Raw genomic sequence first — 15,744 nt, 5'->3', positions numbered from 1 at the left:
GTGTCTTGGTGTTCCAGAGCGCAAACTCTATAATGGAGGTGACATGGACGGTGATCAGACGACGGTCGAGATTGCGTCGATCCGTGCGAGAGTTCCGATCCAACTATCTGGAGGCGTGAAGCCAGCGAACTTTTACACATTCAAGAACTTGTGCGAGCCTGATGAGCACTTTGCGATTGGTCTCGGCCCTGACGTGCGCATCCCTTTGGTGCGTTTTCACTCTGAATGCATGACCGGAGACGTGTTTGGCAGCGAACGTTGCGACTGCAGGCATCAACTCCACGAGGCCCTGAGGAGGATTGCAGATGACGGCGGATACCTGCTCTACCTGCGTCAGGAGGGGCGGGGGATCGGGCTTTACAACAAACTCGACACCTACCTTCTGCAGATCGAAGGGATGGACACTTATGAGGCCAATCTGAGGCTCGGATACGAAGCCGATCTACGCAACTATAAGGCAGCGGCCGAGATGCTGCTCGCCCTAGGGTGCCCGCGCATCCGACTGCTCTCGAACAACCCCGACAAGCGCAAGCAACTCGAGAAGCACGGCATCACCATCGTCGAGATGCTACCGACCGGTACGTTCCTGACGAAGCACAATCAAAACTACCTAAAGGCGAAATCTGACAAGATGAACCACACGCTTGATATCGCCGCCATACGTGTGAATGCAACATAAGAGGGATTGAGGATGAAACACCTTGGTCCGATCAGCGGAATTGCCTGCCATTCCACTGGCTTCATCGCCACCGCAGGCTACGACAACCAGATCATCTTGTGGGACGCTGAAACGCATTTGCCTGTCTTGCGCGGATACCATGATCACCTGGCGAACCAATGTTCGTTCAGCGAGGACGGGCGGTATCTGGTCAGCTCAGGCAGCGACTACACCGCGCGCGTCTGGTCCGTGCCGGACATGCGGCTTGTGGGCGTCTGCATCGGGCACACCGACGACATCGAGATGAGCGTGTTCCATCCCAGCGGTGAGGTGATCGCCACCTGTTCGCGGGACCACGACATCCGGACGTTCAAGATCGATGGAACGCCTATGGCGCGACTACAAGGGCATACGGCGGATGTCATTTCTGTCTCTTGGATCGGGGACGGAAAGACCTTGGTGTCGAGCAGTGACGACGGCACGATCCGGCACTGGGACGGCATGACAGGCGCCCTTCTAGAGACCCATGACCTCGGCGGCATTGAGACCGACACCATCGTGATCACAGAAACGGGCATCGTGTTTGCCGGGAACGACGCCGGAGATATCCTGACTATTAAAGGCGGCGAGATCACAAAGACCTCTGCTCATGAGGCCGGGATCAAGCGCATCGTCTACAGCGCGCCGGAAAAGCTTTTGGTCACCCTCAGCTACGACCGCTCGCTAATGGTGTGGCGGGTCGGCGCCGATGACGATCTCGCGCTGCAACTGAAGGCGGACCTGCCGTCTATCATCTGGCCGAGATCGGTTGCGTTCCAGAGCAATGACAGGTTGGTGTTCGGAACCTTTGGGTCGACCTACGCGACCTTCGACTTGGACAGCCAGTCGTGGAACATCGACGGCATCGAACCCTATGTCTCCTTCAACGCGGTGACAGACCACAGGGACGATATCTACGCCATCGGCGATTCGGGCTGGCTCTTTTGCAATGGCAAGCCGATCTCTGAGGTCGGCAGCCTCTGCAACTTCCTGCAGCCCATCGGCGATCTTATTCTCACCGGTGGGCAGATTGGGGCGATCTTCGACGCGAGATCCGGCACGCTGGTGCATCAGCACAAGTCCCCGATCAACACCGCAGCCACGTTCACCAAAAACGGCACACCGCATGTGATCGTCGGCGCCTATACCGGTGAGGGCATCATTCTACGCCTGACGCCGCAGGGCACGGCGGAGTATACCGATACGATCCAGCTCCACGACAACGCCGTCAAGGGGATCGCTTGTTCTGGCGATTACATCTTCTCTGTCTGCGCGACGGGGGCGGCTGCGATCCACCGGATTTCCGACTATGGCCTCGAACACGCGCTGGAGGACGCGCATGACCGAATCGCAAATGGTTGTGTCGTGCTGGCGAACGGACAGTTTGCCAGCGTGAGCCGGGACTTGAAGCTGCGGATCTGGGATGGCGCCACAGCGAGCGTCTATGAAACGCCGGTCACAAACTCGGTCAAGTGTGTGTCGGCGACAACCGACGGCAAGTTCATCGCCGTTGGCAGCTATGGCGGTCAGATCGCGATATTTGACACCAGCGCCCGCGCCTGGCTGAAGAAGGTCCGGCCTACCGCGGCGGGCATTTCGAACATCGCGCCAGCGGCAGCCCTGGGTCGGTTCTTGGCCAGCTCATACGATGGCTACATCCACGAGGTGACGGCTGTCTAGCCACGCGCGCCGGTACTTGGCGGCGTGATGACCGCCAAATGCCATTTGCTCATGCGAGAGGTCTTTGATGCGCAAAGGGTATTCACTCTTCGGCAGCATACCGAAGTTGATTGGCGAAGATCCGGCGCTCGACATGCTGTCGAGCCGAGATGAGTATTGGATGGCGCAGACTCTTCTGGAGGGGATGCAGAGCTGCGGGTTGAGCGAGCCCAACCCCGGCGTCGGCTGCATCCTGGTGAACAAGGACGGTGTCGCTGTGAGCCGTGGCAGCACCGAGGTCTGCGGCCAGCGCCATGCCGAGCGCGTCGCGATAGAAGCCTTGTCGTCCGAGCATAACCCGCATGAGTTGACGCTCTACTGCACGCTGGAGCCGTGTTCGCACACTGGGCGGCAGCCGCCATGCGTCGATCTGATCATCGGCACAGGGATCAAACGCTGCGTCGTCGGCGTCGGGGATCCCGATCTTCGCGTGAACGGGCGCGGTTTTTCTATTCTAAGAGCTGCCGGGGTTGAGGTCGAAACCGGCGTCCTAGGGTTCAGAAGTGGCGGCTTGGCACCTGCCGTTTCTGATGCGCTATTCCATGGACCGCCCGTTGATTGTGGGCAAATGGGCGCAAACGCTCGATGGACAGTTGGCGTTCGACAGCGGCACGCCGCGCTGGGTGTCCTGCGCGGAGTCGCGCATATGCGCGCATTGGCTGCGCCAGCGATACGATGCGATACTGGTGGGTGCCGGAACAGCCATTGTCGACAAGCCGACACTTACGGTGCGGAACTCCCCGCTTCCGATCCACAGGCACCCGGTGCGGGTCCTCTTCGATCCGTCTGGCCGGGTCTTTCAAGTGCCCGATACCCGATTGGCAAGCGCTGCGCGCGACACTCTTCAGCCTCGACGCGCCCATCGTCGTCTTTCGCAAGCCACTGCAAACCACTTTGGACGCGGATCGACGGACTGAGCTAGAAGCGCTCGGCCACATCCATTTGCGCACCATTCCGCCGGGGACAGACGCGCTTGAGCATTTGATCGCCAGCCTCTCGGAGCCGAGCGTTGCTGCTAAACTCGGTCGGCCGATCAACAGTGTACTGGTTGAAGGCGGCCCCAAGTTGCTGTCTTTGTTGCTGCAGGGCGACTTGGTCGACATCGCACATGTCTTCCAGTCCGGCGTGATCGGCGGCGGTCAGCACGCACGTCTGATGAGCCCGCCTGAACGACTGAGCGTCCTAAGCAGCATGAATGTCGTGAACACGGCGCAAATCAAAACAGACGTGCTGATAGAGCTAGCCAACGAGCCGGTGAAAGATATGCTCCAGTTGGCGGATGTCAGCGCGAAGGCCGCGCGGCCTGAATTGATACATCTACCGGAACCTCTAGGGGACTTCATCAATGTCTGACTTTCTGATCATCAGTCACTCCGCCAGCGATCCATCGCACAGCCGTTCCGCCGCGCCCGTCATCTTGCGGTGTCTGCAGGACGCCAAGCGGACGGCTGAAATCGTCGACATTCGGGACTTGCCCCCAGCTTGGATCAACGCAACCGGGCTCGAAGGGTTGCCGCCGGAATATGCCGAGTTGAACAAGAAGATCGAGCGCGCCTACGGCATCATCTTTTTGGGCCCGGTCTACTGCTATTCCGCCAGCAGCATCATGAAGCTCACATCCGAGATCTTCAACAAGGCCCTGACGAAGAAGCCTGTGGCCTTTGTCGTTGCAGCGGGAACGCTCCGCAGCCACCTCGCGCTTGGAGATTTGGCGATGAGCATGGTGTTCGAGCAAGAGACGTTCTGCTTCCCGCGGCACGTGACGCTGACCTATGATGACTTTGACGACGACTTCAATCTTTCTGTCGACATCACAAAGCGTCTTCGGGATTTGACCACGGACTTCGTGCTGTTCACCGAGGCGATCAACTACTTCAAATACAACGAGGATCAGTTGCGCAAGGACATCTCGGCCACGGATACTGTCTGGGTGGAGAAAGAGCATTCCAACAAAGCCGCGCCCGTGATCAATGACGCCTACCTCAACCATCTCAACATTCTGGCGCTCGACGTCAACAAGTCGCTTCAGTTCTACGAGGATGTTTTCGGCGTGAAGTACCTCAGGAACCTCGGCCCGCGGAAGGTTGTCACCGATTTCAACGGGTTCGAGTTCTACATCGAAGAGGCCAGGGACGTCGCGGCGAGCAACAAGGTGCATTTCGGTGTGCGAACCAGCAAAGAAGGGGTGCTGACCTTCTCCAAACACATCGAAAAACTGCAAATTCCCTACGAGAGGGGCAACAACCCGCTGCCCTATCCGAATGCCGCGCCCGATGGCGAACGGCTCTCTGTCTACCTCAAGGACCCGGCAGGGCTGCTGATCGAGATCTACTCGCCGGAGCGCGATCAATTGATCTTTGAGAACAGCCAAGCCGGTCAACACGTCGGTAAGAAAGCCTGAGAGGTCACACGCGATGACCAAGATTGACGTGTTTGGCGGGCCGTCGGTTACCGTCGATGACGACGTGCTGCCGATGCTTGAAGACAGGCTCGTTTTGTGGCTGGCAGGGCGTGTCGGCGTGCTCATCGACAACCGGTTCATCGATTTCGCCGCCTGGCGCGGCGGCTTGGGGGCAAAGACAGTTGGTGACCCGACCGATTATCGCGTATCGAACATCGTTGTTCCAACCGTAACGCTTAAAGAAGCGGGCGGCTCGCCCGTTCTGGCCTGGGAAGACCAGCCTATGCTGGAGCGTCCACTGACGCCGCTCCCCGAGGAATCTTTGACCGTCGACACAGGGCACACGCTTGCGCTGCAAGAGGGCGGGGTCAAGTACGTCGACTATGAAAAAAGCCGGACGATGCCGAACATCACGGTGGACAGCATCGCCAATGAAGGAACCGCTCTGACCCTGTCGCATTGGCCGAACAATGATACCCCCGCGGCGCTGAGGACGGATCTGTCGGCGAAAAGCGTCTTCACCTATTTTGACGGCAGCAATGCGGTCGACAGCGACCGGGCTGTGACGACCGAGCATTTCGATCTCGATGGGCTGGTCTCGGCCTATACGTTCATGAATTTCGACCGCGCGTCCGCTAACCGAGAGTTGATGATCGAGGTTGCATCCTACGGTGACTTCAGGAAGACGCGTGACGAAACCGCGATGAAGATCGCGATGGCGCTTGAGGCCATCAACAACCCCGAGCAGGGATTGCTCGATCCGGTGGTTTACCAACAAAGCAGCAAGCGCCGCTGTCACGAGAAGTTCAAACGCGGGCTGCTGCTGCTCGATGAGATCCTAGCCGCGCCGTCGGTCGACGCATTTCGCTCCCTCTGGCATGAAGACTTCGAACGGTATCGGCGGACACAGCAGATGTTCGAAGACGGCAAGGTCACCTTAGCCGAGGACCACGCGAAGGACCTCGCCTTTTTTGACATTGATCGGTCGATGTGGGACACTGCGCAGATCGAGGATTACCGCATCGAGACGTATCTCGGGTTCAGCATCCCATCCTTTCACAATCGCACGGACTGCAAGAACGTGCTGCTCTATTGCGATGGGCATGTCGAGCTTCACCAGCGCTATGAAGGCTGGGTCGACATTGCCGGCGCCGTTGATGTGCATAGGCAGGATCTGGCGGCCTTGGCCGACTTGCTCAATCGGATCGAGGCGACGGATCAAGGGCTCTGGCACTACCATGGCGTAGTCGAGATCATGCCCTGCCTTTACTCAACTGGCACGTCCCGCATCGCAAAGGACAGGCTCTACCGGATCGTCGCGACCTATCTGACCGAGTGTCCGCCAGGATGGGTGCCCGCCTAAAGCGTCCGGCCTTTACGTTGAGATAGGCCCGCATCACCAGCCCCGCAAAAGACACGTCGTTCTGCGCGGGCCATAATGGGTTATACCCCGTTTCCACGGACGGTTGTAAAAGGGAGGAAAACTTCAAATCCTGCTTGGCTATCCTGCGTCGCATTCTAGGGTTGTGGCGTCGCTCGATGTAGTCGAACACATCGGCCCTGGCTGCATCGAGTGTTGGGTAGGTGGTGCGCTAGGTGCGCTCGCGCTTGAGCAGGCCGAAAAAGCCTTCGCAGGCGGCGTTATCGCCGCAATGGCCTACCGCGCTCATCGAGCACACCAAGCGGTTGTCCAGCAGAAGCTTTTGGTAGTCGCCGCTTCGAAATTGACTGCCGCGATCGGAATGCAGGATGGTCGACTTGATGCCTTGACGTTGCCACACAGCCATCTGCACGGCACGCATCACCATCTGCCGATCCTGCCGATGATGCATCGACCAGCCCACGACCAAGTGGTTGAACAGGTCGAGCACGATGCACAAATACAACTTACCTTGGCCGGTCTTGATCTCGGTGATATCAGTAACCCACTTGGTCTGAGGCTCCAATGCGGTGAAATCCCGTTCCAGCCAGTTGCGTACGTTCGGCGGTGGAAGTCCGGGTTGACCCCGCTGACCGCGCTGCTTCTTGCGCGGCCAGCCTTGCAGGCCATCTGCCGACATCAAACGCGCCACCCGGTTCAGGCTGGCTGACTCGCCTTCGGCGGCAAGATCTTCTTGCATCCGGCCTGCCCCCAGCACACCACGGCTGTCTTGGTGCAACTCCCGAATACGACCAAGCAAGCGTGCATTGTCCAGCTGACGCCCACTGGGCAAGCGCTGACTCCAGGCGTAATAGCCGCTGGCCGACACGCGCAGGCAGCGGCACATCAGTCGAACAGGAAACACATCGCGGCAACGTTCGATCACCTGATACCTCAGGAAGATCCCTTGGCAAAGAACGTCGCCGCTTCTCGCAAAAAATCGCGTTCCTTCTGCACGCGGGCCAACTCGCGCTTGAGCCTGGTCAGCTCCTGGTCCCGTGGCGTGCCGGTGCCCCCGAAGGTCACCTTGCCATGGGCCTGAGCTTCCCGCTTCCAGCGACTCAACAAGCTGTCCCGGATACCCAGTTCCCGGGCCACTTGGGAACAGCTGACACCCGGCTGGCAAGCCTGTTCAACCGCACCGCGCTTGAACTCCGCACTGAACTTTCTTCGCTTCGACATGAACACTCCTTCGGCCTAGATCGGCCTTTTCGTAAGTGTCCGTGGAATCGGGGGTGAACCCGTCTGAACCGCCCCGAGATTTCGGGAGGCTCCAACTCTTGAGAAGATGGAGCCATGAGCAAGACGAAATATTCACCGGAAGTGCGAGAGCGTGCGGTTCGTCTGGTGCGGGAGCATCAGGGGGAGTACGGCTCGCAGTGGGCGGCGATCGAGTCGATTGCCGGGAAGATCGGCTGTTCGGCCCAGACGCTGTGCAATTGGGTGCGGCAGGCCGAGCGTGATGCTGGCGAGCGTTCGGGTTTGAGCACGGACGAGCGTGCGCAGTTGAAGACACTGCTGCGGGAGAACCGCGAGCTGCGGCAGGCCAACGAGATCCTGCGCAAAGCCAGCGCGTATTTTGCCTAGGCGGAGCTCGACCGCCGCTTCAAGCCCTGACCACGTTCGTGACCGAACATCGCGATGTCCACGGGGTCGAGCCGATCTGCCAGGTGCTGCAGGTTGCCCCGTCGACGTATTACCGCCACGCGGGGCGGGAAGCGGACGCGAACTTGCGCCCGAACCGCTGGTGGTAAGGACCAGGCGCTGCGCCCGCAGATCCGGCGGGTATGGGAGCAGAACCGACAGGTGTACGGCGTGCGCAAGGTCTGGCGGCAGCTCAAGCGCGAGGGCTATCAAGTGGCCCGCTGCACGGTGGAGCGGCTGATGGGCGCACTTGGCCTGCGCGGCGTGGTACGCGGGAAGGTGGTCAAGACCACGATCAGCGACAAGCGGCCGTGCCCGCTGGACAAAGTGAACCGACAGTTCCATGCGCCGTCGCCGAACCGACTGTGGGTCAGCGACTTCACGTATGTCTCGACCTGGGCCGGGTTCGTGTACGTGGCCTTCGTGATCGACGTGTACGCACGGCGGATCGTGGGCTGGAAGGTGTCGCAGACGGCGCACACGGACTTCGTGCTGGACGCGCTGGAGCAGGCGTTGCATGCGCGTCGTCCAACCGAAGGCGGCCTGATCCACCACTGCGACCGCGGCGTGCAGTATGTGTCGATCCGCTACACCGAGCGGCTGGCCGACGCCGGGATCGAGCCGTCGGTGGGCAGCGTGGGCGATAGCTATGACAACGCGTTGGCCGAGACGATCAACGGGTTGTACAAGGCCGAGGTGATCCACCGGCGCGCGTGGCGCAACCGCCAGGATGTGGAACTGGCCACGCTGGATTGGGTGGACTGGTACAACCACAAACGCTTGCTGGGGTCGATCGGGAACATTCCGCCAGCGGAAGCCGAAGAGGCTTACTATCGACAACAGGCCGGTTACGCCAAAGCGGCGTGACTCAAACCAAACAGCCTCCCAATTTCCCGGGGCGGTTCAGTTCTCGCGCACCATGTCGCGCAGATCGGTGCCTTCCTTGTATTCGGCGTGCGAGCGCTTGGTCAGGGTGTCCGGATTGAGGTCCGGCTCGCCGCCCAGTTGCACGATGCGTTCGGCCAGCTTGTGTGCGTGTGCCTGCTCCTGCTGCGCATGCTCCAGAAACTCGCCCTTGACCGCATCGGCAAGCATGCCCTTGGCCATGAAATAGTGGCGGTAATAGCGCAGCGTGCACACGTATTCGGTAGCCAATGCGGTGTTGAGCAGGGCGATCACCGCCTCGCGATCGGCGTGGTAGCTCTCGGTGATGGCGCCGTCTTCGATCCTCTGGCGTGCGCGGGCGCGCAGGGTGGCGGTATCGGTGATACCGGCAGGGGTTTTGCTGGCTGGCTGATCAGACATGGCTGGCCGTTTTCCTTCTGAGTGGACGGGGGAATCAATGCATCAATCGGGCAGGTGCTCCAGCACGTAATCGGCGGCAGACACCTTGAATTCGCCGGGCTCTTCGACAAATAAGGCCTTGACCACGGCGTCGTCGGCATACAGTGCGTAGCGGCGCGAGCGCAGGCCCATGCCCGAGCTGCTGGCGTCGATGTCCAGGCCCAGCGCACGGGCCAGTTCGGCATTGCCGTCGGGTAGCAGGTGCAGGCCATCGGGCACTAGCTGGCTGCGGCCCCGGGCCTGCATCACAAACGGGTCGTTGACGGCGGTACACAACACGTCGATGCCACGTTTGCGAACGTCTTCGAAGTGCTCCACATAGCCCGGCAGGTGCTTGGCCGAGCAGGTCGGGGTGAAGGCACCCGGCACCGTGGACAGCAGCACCTTGCGGCCCGCGAACAAGGTGTGGGGATCGACTGCTTCGATGCCTTCGCGCATGCGCTTGAGCACGACTTTGGAAATTTCGGAAATGCGGTCACCAACATATGGATAGTCATGGGTGGCCCCTGTAGCTGAACGAATTCTAGAAAGAGGGATGGGAAACGCGCGTCAAAGCGCTTGAAATCTGCAGCGCCAGGCCTATTTGACGCGCATGGCCGGCGCAACGGTGCATGCTGCGGCGGCCGGCCCGTCACCCAACCTTTTGGAGGTTCGCAATGAACATCGTTCGTTATCCCCAGTGGCCCACCCAGGCCCTGCAAAACGAGATCAAGCATGTGTTCGACCGCTTCTTCGAGCAGAACGGCGACACCGATGAATCGGCAGTGGTGACCGCGCAGTGGGTGCCGCGCGTGGACATCAAGGAGGAAGCCAACCACTTCGTGTTGTATGCCGATCTGCCGGGCATCGACCCGAGCCAGATCGAGGTGCAGATGGACAAGGGCATCCTGTCGATCAAGGGCGAGCGCAAGAGCGAGTCCAGCACCGAGACCGAGCGCTTCTCGCGCATCGAGCGCCGTTACGGCAGCTTCCACCGTCGCTTCGCGCTGCCCGACAGCGCCGACGCCGATGGCATTACCGCTGCCGGAAACAATGGCGTGCTGGAAATCCGCATTCCCAAGCGCCCGGCGGCTACCCCGCGTCGTATCCAGGTCGGCAACGGTCAGGACACCAGCGCCAGCACTGTGCAGTAAGCGCAGCGGACACACTGGCCGTGCAAGCGTTAGGTGCGCGGTCGGTGCCCGGTACCGACCTGATGCTTTGCGTACATGTCGGTTTTCCGCGATCGGTAGCATCCGGCTGGCACCTGCCCGCTAGTTGCTGCCGCCGCTGCAAGGCAATGGACCTGGAGCGAAGTCATCGGCTTCGTTCCCCGGCGGCGGCTGCGCCGTAGAATAGGCGCGGTCGCCCGCCCGGCTGCGAATAGATCGGCTAACAAACGTGTTGGGTGACCGCCAGTTGGTCACGGTTGGTGTTCGGAATCGGCAGGTACGCCTCGTACAGTGCGGTTCTGGGCCTCCGCGCCACCTGAGAGCTGTCCACGACGTGTTGCTAGGCGTTCGAACTGGCTCGTGGCCTCGGCTGCGAGCCGTTTTTTTTCCAGAGGTGATTAGATGGAATTCAAGGATTACTACGCAACGCTCGGCGTGGAGCCGAGCGCAGGCGATGCGGAGATCAAGACCGCTTACCGCCGACTCGCGCGCAAGTACCACCCCGACGTCAGCAAGGAGGCGGGCGCGGAAGACAAATTCAAGGCGATCAACGAAGCCTACGAAGCACTGCGCGACCCGCAGAAGCGCAAGGCCTACGACCAGTTGAAGGCGCAAGGCTTCCGGCCGGGCGACGAGTTCCAGGCTCCGCCCAATTACCACGGCGGGCAGGGCTTCGACTACGAGGAAGTGTTCGGCAACGGCGGTGCCGGCGGCGGCTTCAGCGATTTCTTCGAGAGCCTGTTCGCCGGCCAGCGCGGTGGCCGGTCGCGCGGTGCTGGTTCTGGCTCAGGGCCAGGCCCGCAGGCGCGCGGCGACACCCGCGCCAAGCTGGCGGTACCGCTGGAAGCGGTGCACGCGGGCGACAGCGTGCGCATCACCATCAACGGTAAACAGTTGGACGTGCGCGTGCCTAAGGGCGTCCAGCCCGGCCAGGTGATTCGCCTGAGCGGGCAGGGCAACGGCGGCGGCAACCTGCTGCTGGAGATCGAATACGCCGCGCACCCGAAGTTCGAGGTGGACGGGCGTAACATTCTCTACACCCTGCAGGTCATGCCCTGGCAGGCCGCGCTGGGCACCACCATCAGCGTGCCGACCCTGGGTGGCTCGGTGGAGTTGAAAGTGCCGGCCGGCTCGGATGCCGGCCGTAAGCTGCGCCTACGCGGTCGCGGCCTGCCGGGCACCACCCCGGGCGACCAGATCGTGGAGCTGGAGATCCTGGCCCCGGCGCCGACAGACGATGCGCAAAAGAAGGCATATCGCAACCTGGCAAAGGCGTTTGGCGAGACGGTTTGAGCTAGCTTTAGAGCTGCTAACAAAGCGTAGCGAGCAGTCGTCAGGTCGGTGCGGAGGAACCGGAGTGCAGGCGTGGTACATGCCGATTCCGAGCACCGGCCGCGCCCACCTGGCGGTGAGCGCAGTCGTTGTGTTGGCTGCTCTTAAGCCCCTCTCACTGGAGGAGAGGTGTGAGGGTAGGCAGCCAAGCGATGCATGCGCTAGCGGCGATCTGTGACGTTGTTAAATGCATTTTGCTCCAACCAACACCGCGTCACCGTTTCCGTATCAAGGAGGTGAAAGACAACGCGCGTCTAACTTTCACCTCGCACTAGCAGCGGGGTGCGCCCAGCTTCACCGCCCCCAGCTACCGAAGGTGCGGCCGGCGCACTACACTTGCCGCGCATACTAGGGAAAACACATGGCACGCATTTTGATCGTCGACGACTCGCCGTTGCAGCTGTTGGGGATTCAGCGCATCGTTGAGAAGCTGGGGCATGAAACCATCACGGCCGCCGATGGCGCCGCTGGTGTGGAAGCTGCCAAGTCGTCGCTGCCGGATCTGGTGTTGATGGACGTGGTCATGCCCAACCTCAACGGGTTCCAGGCTACGCGCATGCTCAAGCGCGAACCGACCACCCAGCACATTCCGGTGATCCTGGTCACCACCAAGGACCAAGACACCGATCGCATGTGGGGCATGCGGCAAGGTGCCCGCGCCTACATTACCAAGCCGTTCTCCGAAGACGAACTGCTGGAAGTGATAGAGCGCGTGTTCAACCAAAAAGACGAACCGCCGGCTGCATGATCGCTTCGGCGAGCTGTAGCTGTGATCGAGGGTAGAGTTTTTTGTTCGAGCGAGCGGTTTCTCATAGCGTCATCGCCGTCGTACAGAGCCCAGGGCAACACGCGCCTTAGCGCCATAGCTAACAGCCCGCGCTTCACCGCGCTTGCCATCGGTCGCATCCAGTACGCACCGCAGGTTTGGAAGTTTCGTCACTGTTTTTTCGGTCGCATCGCTGTCTTGCGCCAGTAGTCGGTTGATCCGTGTCGGTCTATGAACATTGACGCGCCAGCCAACCATCGAGGCCGCCCCACCACAGGATCGGGCCGGATACACACCCCAGTGCTCGCACGCGCGATGCACCTGCCTGCCAGTCTGGATACCACGCCATTGATCACCGTCGACTCGGTCCAGAACGGTGTTTGGCGTACCCGGTGGTGGGCGAGAGTGGCAGGTAAGCGTCGGCGCGGCGGGTCTGTTCGACCATGCCTTCCAGCAGCTGATCGGCGCGCTTCGGGCTTTCGACGTCGAAGGCAGCTTTGCGCGCGTCCTTTCTTGACCTCGCCAGCGCGCCGCTACCTTTTTCAACCCACTCAAGACTCAGCCAACCGCCCCATTCGCCCCACCGGCTAAACCTGGATGCAGCGAACCGGGCCTTTCAAAACGACTGGTCTGCCCTATCTAGTAGAATCAGCAAGTCAAACAACACGGCGGCACTGCGGGACTGGCCCGCACAGCCCCTCGATCATGGAGCGTGCATGGCCTGGAACACACCCGGCAACAAGGGCGGAGACGGCCCGAATCCCAACCGTCGCAGGTCCTGGGGCCCGCGCGGTGGTGGCAACGGTGGTGGTTGGGGCAACCTGCCCGCCCCGTTGAAAGAACTGTTCGATGGCGGCGTGGGGCGCTGGATTCTGGTCGCGGCGGTGCTGATGGTGCCGTTCTCCAGCTTCCAGCTCATCGGCGAGCAGCAGCGCGGTGTGGTGCTGCGCTTCGGCCAGTTCTCGCGCATTCTGCAGCCCGGCCCCAACTTCAAGTTGCCCTGGCCGATCGAGTCGGTGCGCAAGGTCAATGCGACCGAGATCAAGACCTTCAGCAACCAGGTGCCGGTGCTGACGCGCGACGAGAACATCGTCAACGTCTCGCTCAACGTGCAGTACCAGATCAGCGACCCGCGCAAGTACCTGTTCGGTTCGCGCAATGCCGATCTGGTGCTGGAGCAGGCCGCGCAAAGTGCCGTGCGCGAGCAGGTCGGCCGTTCCGATCTCAATACCGTGCTCAATAATCGCGGCCCTCTGGCGATCGCCTCCAAGGACCGTCTGCAGGCGGCGCTGGATGCCTACAACACCGGCTTGGCCGTCACCGGGGTGACACTGCCGGACGCGCGTCCGCCTGAAGAAGTGAAGCCGGCCTTCGACGAGGTCAACGGTGCCCAGCAGGTGCGCGAGCGCCTGATCAACGAAGCACAGGCCTACGCCGCCAAGGTGGTACCCGAAGCGCGCGGTCAGGGTGCACGCACCCGTACCGGTGCCGAAGGCTACAAGCAGGCGGCGATTTCCAAAGCCGAGGGCGACGCCGATCGCTTCACCTTGTTGCAGGAGCAGTACGCCGGCGCCCCCGAGGTGACGCGTAAGCGCTTGTGGCTGGAAACCGTGCAGAAGGTGCTGTCGGAGAACCGCAAGGTGATCGGTAGCGATGGTCGCCAAGTCATCTATGTACAGCTGCCGGCCGACGCCAATAAGTCCGCCAACGCCAACGCCAACGCCAACGCCAAGACCGGCAACGGTGGCATGCCGTCGATGGTGCCGCAGGATGTGTTGTTGAATCCGCCGCAAAGTGCCAGCAGCCAGAGCATCCGCAATCCGGAGCGCGGCGCGCGCCCGACCGGTCGCGAGGGAACCGAATAATGAAGAATTCGCTAGTTATCGGCCTGATCGTCGCCGTGTTGCTGTGCCTGATTGGCTCGGTGTTCGTGGTGCGCGAAGACCAGACCGCCATGGTGCTCAACCTGGGCCGTGTGGTGCGTGCCGACCTCAAGCCCGGCCTGCACTTCAAGATTCCGGTGGTGGAATCGGTGCGCGTGTTCGATCGCCGCTTCCAGGTGCTGGACACCGCCCCGGCGCGTTACTTCACCGCCGAGCAGAAAGACGTGAGCGTGGACTTCTTCGCCATTGGTTACATCTCCGATGTGCGTGCGTTCTATCGCGCCACCGGTGGTGAGGAGTCGGTCGCCAATTCGCGCCTGGCTCCGATCATTACCGACTCGCTGCGTAACCAGATCAACTCGCGCACCTTGCAGCAGCTGGTCTCCGGCGACCGCAGCGAATTGATCGCCAGCCAGCTCAAGGGCATCAACGGCGCCATCAAGGGCTTGGGCATGCAGATCACCGACCTGCGCATCAAGCAGATCGACCTGCCGACCGACAGCCAGGTGATCACCGACGTCTACGAACGCATGCGCGCCCAGCGCAAGCAGGAAGCGAGCAAGCTGCGCGCCGAAGGCGAAGAGCAGGCGCTGACTATCCGCGCGCAAGCCGACCGCGAGTCCACCGTGATCGTGGCCGACGCCGAGCGCGATGCGCAGAAGCTACGCGGCGAAGGCGATGCCCAAGCTGCGCGTATCTACGGTCAGGCCGGTTCCAAAGACCCGTCGTTCTACACGTTTTACCGCAGTCTGGAGGCGTATCGCGGCGCCATGGCCGATGGCAATGGTGTGATCGTGCTGGACACGAACGACCCGTTCTTGCAGTACCTCAAGAGCGATCGTTAAAGGCAATCGTCTGCGGCAGACGTGATGGTCCTCAGTTCCGCTTTCGCTTCGCCAGTCCAACGACACCTGCTCCTGCTGCAACGAAGACGCCCCCCTGTGCGGGCGTCTTCGTTTTGGCTCCTCTCACCTCGGGGATGGTGGGAGTGTGCTGAGAAATACGGTTCTGGCTGCCTCTCACCTTCAGTCTGTTGATTCGCTGCACTCCCTAGCAAAGCAATGCACACTCAGCGCCATGTCACGGTTGTCTCCATGCACGATTTACTGACCGCTCTCTGTCTGGTCGCCGTTCTCGAAGGCCTGATGCTATTCGCCGCGCCAGATGCCTGGAAGCGGATGGCCGAGCAATTGTTGAGCCTGCGATCTACGCAGCTGCGGATGTTTGGCGGCATCACCGTGGTGGTGGGCGCGGTTGCACTGTGGGTCGTGCGCCACTGAGTTGGCAGCCCGTCGCCGGCTTCAAAAGAAGCGGGCAGGGCAGGCCATCAGCAGCGCAAGCACACGGCAACCGCACTGCAAGCTGCGATCTGACCAGCCCCGGAGCC

At 61.2% G+C, this 15,744-nt stretch carries 16 protein-coding genes, 1 other RNA gene, 4 pseudogenes and 1 other annotated feature; of the genes and pseudogenes, 17 read left to right on the top strand and 4 right to left on the bottom strand.

What is annotated here, in order from left to right:
- Positions 1-43 precede the first annotated feature (43 nt).
- From J5I97_RS14170 to J5I97_RS14140, 7 genes and pseudogenes are all read left to right on the top strand, one after another.
- Positions 44-679, top strand: a complete 636-nt coding sequence (locus tag J5I97_RS14170) for a GTP cyclohydrolase II (RefSeq protein ID WP_208587203.1) — start codon at positions 44-46, stop codon at positions 677-679.
- Between the two features lie 12 nt (positions 680-691).
- Positions 692-2,377: a WD40 repeat domain-containing protein gene (locus J5I97_RS14165; RefSeq protein WP_208587201.1), complete on the top strand. Its 1,686-nt coding sequence runs from the start codon at positions 692-694 to the stop codon at positions 2,375-2,377.
- 67 nt (positions 2,378-2,444) lie between these two features.
- Positions 2,445-2,837, top strand: a pseudogene (locus tag J5I97_RS20645) (hypothetical protein); the annotation flags it as partial.
- A gap of 82 nt (positions 2,838-2,919) precedes the next feature.
- A complete protein-coding gene (locus tag J5I97_RS14155; RefSeq protein WP_208587199.1) occupies positions 2,920-3,333 on the top strand; it encodes a RibD family protein in 414 nt (137 codons plus the stop codon).
- The gene (locus J5I97_RS14150) at positions 3,311-3,769 is read left to right on the top strand and encodes a dihydrofolate reductase family protein (RefSeq protein WP_208587197.1); all 459 of its coding nucleotides are present in this window, start codon (positions 3,311-3,313) and stop codon (positions 3,767-3,769) included. The genes J5I97_RS14155 and J5I97_RS14150 overlap by 23 nt, the downstream gene beginning before the upstream one ends.
- A complete protein-coding gene (locus J5I97_RS14145; RefSeq protein WP_208587195.1) occupies positions 3,762-4,817 on the top strand; it encodes an NAD(P)H-dependent oxidoreductase in 1,056 nt (351 codons plus the stop codon). Before J5I97_RS14150 ends, J5I97_RS14145 begins: the two co-directional genes overlap by 8 nt.
- A 13-nt stretch (positions 4,818-4,830) precedes the next feature.
- Positions 4,831-6,180 (top strand): DUF6687 family protein, encoded by a 1,350-nt coding sequence (locus tag J5I97_RS14140; protein ID WP_208587193.1) that lies wholly within the window; start codon positions 4,831-4,833, stop codon positions 6,178-6,180.
- 85 nt (positions 6,181-6,265) lie between these two features.
- Here J5I97_RS14140 and J5I97_RS14135 read toward each other — a convergent pair.
- A pseudogene (locus J5I97_RS14135) lies at positions 6,266-7,419 on the bottom strand (IS3 family transposase); the annotation flags it as partial.
- 114 nt (positions 7,420-7,533) lie between these two features.
- Here J5I97_RS14135 and J5I97_RS20640 point away from each other — a divergent pair.
- The 3 genes and pseudogenes from J5I97_RS20640 to J5I97_RS14130 all read left to right on the top strand — a co-directional run.
- A pseudogene (locus J5I97_RS20640) lies at positions 7,534-7,737 on the top strand (transposase); the annotation flags it as partial.
- Between the two features lie 71 nt (positions 7,738-7,808).
- Positions 7,809-7,925, top strand: a sequence feature (AL1L pseudoknot).
- Positions 7,863-7,991, top strand: a complete 129-nt coding sequence (locus tag J5I97_RS20635; RefSeq protein ID WP_430541804.1) for a hypothetical protein — start codon at positions 7,863-7,865, stop codon at positions 7,989-7,991. It overlaps the preceding feature by 63 nt.
- Positions 7,933-8,748 carry an IS3 family transposase gene (locus tag J5I97_RS14130; protein WP_430541841.1) on the top strand — a complete coding sequence of 272 codons (816 nt, stop codon included), beginning with the start codon at positions 7,933-7,935 and terminating at the stop codon, positions 8,746-8,748. Before J5I97_RS20635 ends, J5I97_RS14130 begins: the two co-directional genes overlap by 59 nt.
- A gap of 39 nt (positions 8,749-8,787) precedes the next feature.
- Here the strand turns inward: J5I97_RS14130 and J5I97_RS14125 are convergent.
- Together J5I97_RS14125 and J5I97_RS14120 are read right to left on the bottom strand one after the other, a co-directional pair.
- Positions 8,788-9,186, bottom strand: a pseudogene (locus J5I97_RS14125) (ferritin-like domain-containing protein); the annotation flags it as partial.
- A 42-nt stretch (positions 9,187-9,228) separates the two neighbouring features.
- Positions 9,229-9,663, bottom strand: coding sequence for a peroxiredoxin (locus J5I97_RS14120; RefSeq protein ID WP_208591750.1), 435 nt, complete (start codon positions 9,661-9,663; stop codon positions 9,229-9,231).
- 218 nt (positions 9,664-9,881) lie between these two features.
- Here J5I97_RS14120 and J5I97_RS14115 point away from each other — a divergent pair, with 218 nt between their 5' ends.
- The gene (locus J5I97_RS14115) at positions 9,882-10,358 is read left to right on the top strand and encodes an Hsp20/alpha crystallin family protein (protein ID WP_208587191.1); all 477 of its coding nucleotides are present in this window, start codon (positions 9,882-9,884) and stop codon (positions 10,356-10,358) included.
- Positions 10,359-10,778: 420 nt separating this feature from the next.
- On the top strand, positions 10,779-11,669 hold the full coding sequence (locus tag J5I97_RS14110) for a DnaJ C-terminal domain-containing protein (RefSeq protein WP_208587190.1): 891 nt from the start codon (positions 10,779-10,781) through the stop codon (positions 11,667-11,669).
- Positions 11,670-11,683: 14 nt separating this feature from the next.
- Here the strand turns inward: J5I97_RS14110 and J5I97_RS14105 are convergent.
- Positions 11,684-11,750: non-coding RNA, sX9 sRNA (locus J5I97_RS14105), on the bottom strand.
- A gap of 319 nt (positions 11,751-12,069) precedes the next feature.
- On the opposite strand from J5I97_RS14105, the gene pilH reads away from it, so the two are divergent.
- The 5 genes from pilH to J5I97_RS14080 all read left to right on the top strand — a co-directional run bounded on the left by pilH (position 12,070) and on the right by J5I97_RS14080 (position 15,637).
- Positions 12,070-12,456 carry a twitching motility response regulator PilH gene (gene pilH, locus J5I97_RS14100; protein ID WP_208587189.1) on the top strand — a complete coding sequence of 129 codons (387 nt, stop codon included), beginning with the start codon at positions 12,070-12,072 and terminating at the stop codon, positions 12,454-12,456.
- A 394-nt stretch (positions 12,457-12,850) separates the two neighbouring features.
- Positions 12,851-12,991: a hypothetical protein gene (locus J5I97_RS14095; RefSeq protein ID WP_208587188.1), complete on the top strand. Its 141-nt coding sequence runs from the start codon at positions 12,851-12,853 to the stop codon at positions 12,989-12,991.
- A gap of 199 nt (positions 12,992-13,190) precedes the next feature.
- Positions 13,191-14,339 (top strand): FtsH protease activity modulator HflK, encoded by a 1,149-nt coding sequence (gene hflK / locus J5I97_RS14090; RefSeq protein ID WP_208587187.1) that lies wholly within the window; start codon positions 13,191-13,193, stop codon positions 14,337-14,339.
- Positions 14,339-15,202 carry a protease modulator HflC gene (gene hflC / locus J5I97_RS14085; RefSeq protein ID WP_208587186.1) on the top strand — a complete coding sequence of 288 codons (864 nt, stop codon included), beginning with the start codon at positions 14,339-14,341 and terminating at the stop codon, positions 15,200-15,202. The genes hflK and hflC overlap by 1 nt, the downstream gene beginning before the upstream one ends.
- A gap of 249 nt (positions 15,203-15,451) precedes the next feature.
- Entirely contained in the window at positions 15,452-15,637 is a 186-nt protein-coding gene (locus tag J5I97_RS14080) for a DUF2065 domain-containing protein (protein WP_208587185.1), read from the top strand.
- Positions 15,638-15,744: the final 107 nt, after the last annotated feature.

Source organism: Xanthomonas fragariae, from assembly GCF_017603965.1.
Taxonomy (GTDB): domain Bacteria; phylum Pseudomonadota; class Gammaproteobacteria; order Xanthomonadales; family Xanthomonadaceae; genus Xanthomonas; species Xanthomonas fragariae_A.
Note: the sequence above shows the minus strand (reverse complement) of the source record. Positions and strands in the feature narration are given on the sequence as shown.

Coding starts and splice junctions, on each gene's coding strand:
- J5I97_RS14170 (WP_208587203.1), top strand. CDS start 44: ATGGACGGTGATCAGACGACGGTCGAGATTGCGTCGATCCGTGCGAGA.
- J5I97_RS14165 (WP_208587201.1), top strand. CDS start 692: ATGAAACACCTTGGTCCGATCAGCGGAATTGCCTGCCATTCCACTGGC.
- J5I97_RS14145 (WP_208587195.1), top strand. CDS start 3,762: ATGTCTGACTTTCTGATCATCAGTCACTCCGCCAGCGATCCATCGCAC.
- J5I97_RS14140 (WP_208587193.1), top strand. CDS start 4,831: ATGACCAAGATTGACGTGTTTGGCGGGCCGTCGGTTACCGTCGATGAC.
- J5I97_RS14120 (WP_208591750.1), bottom strand. CDS start 9,663: ATGCGCGAAGGCATCGAAGCAGTCGATCCCCACACCTTGTTCGCGGGC.
- J5I97_RS14115 (WP_208587191.1), top strand. CDS start 9,882: ATGAACATCGTTCGTTATCCCCAGTGGCCCACCCAGGCCCTGCAAAAC.
- J5I97_RS14110 (WP_208587190.1), top strand. CDS start 10,779: ATGGAATTCAAGGATTACTACGCAACGCTCGGCGTGGAGCCGAGCGCA.
- pilH (WP_208587189.1), top strand. CDS start 12,070: ATGGCACGCATTTTGATCGTCGACGACTCGCCGTTGCAGCTGTTGGGG.
- hflK (WP_208587187.1), top strand. CDS start 13,191: ATGGCCTGGAACACACCCGGCAACAAGGGCGGAGACGGCCCGAATCCC.
- hflC (WP_208587186.1), top strand. CDS start 14,339: ATGAAGAATTCGCTAGTTATCGGCCTGATCGTCGCCGTGTTGCTGTGC.
- J5I97_RS14080 (WP_208587185.1), top strand. CDS start 15,452: ATGCACGATTTACTGACCGCTCTCTGTCTGGTCGCCGTTCTCGAAGGC.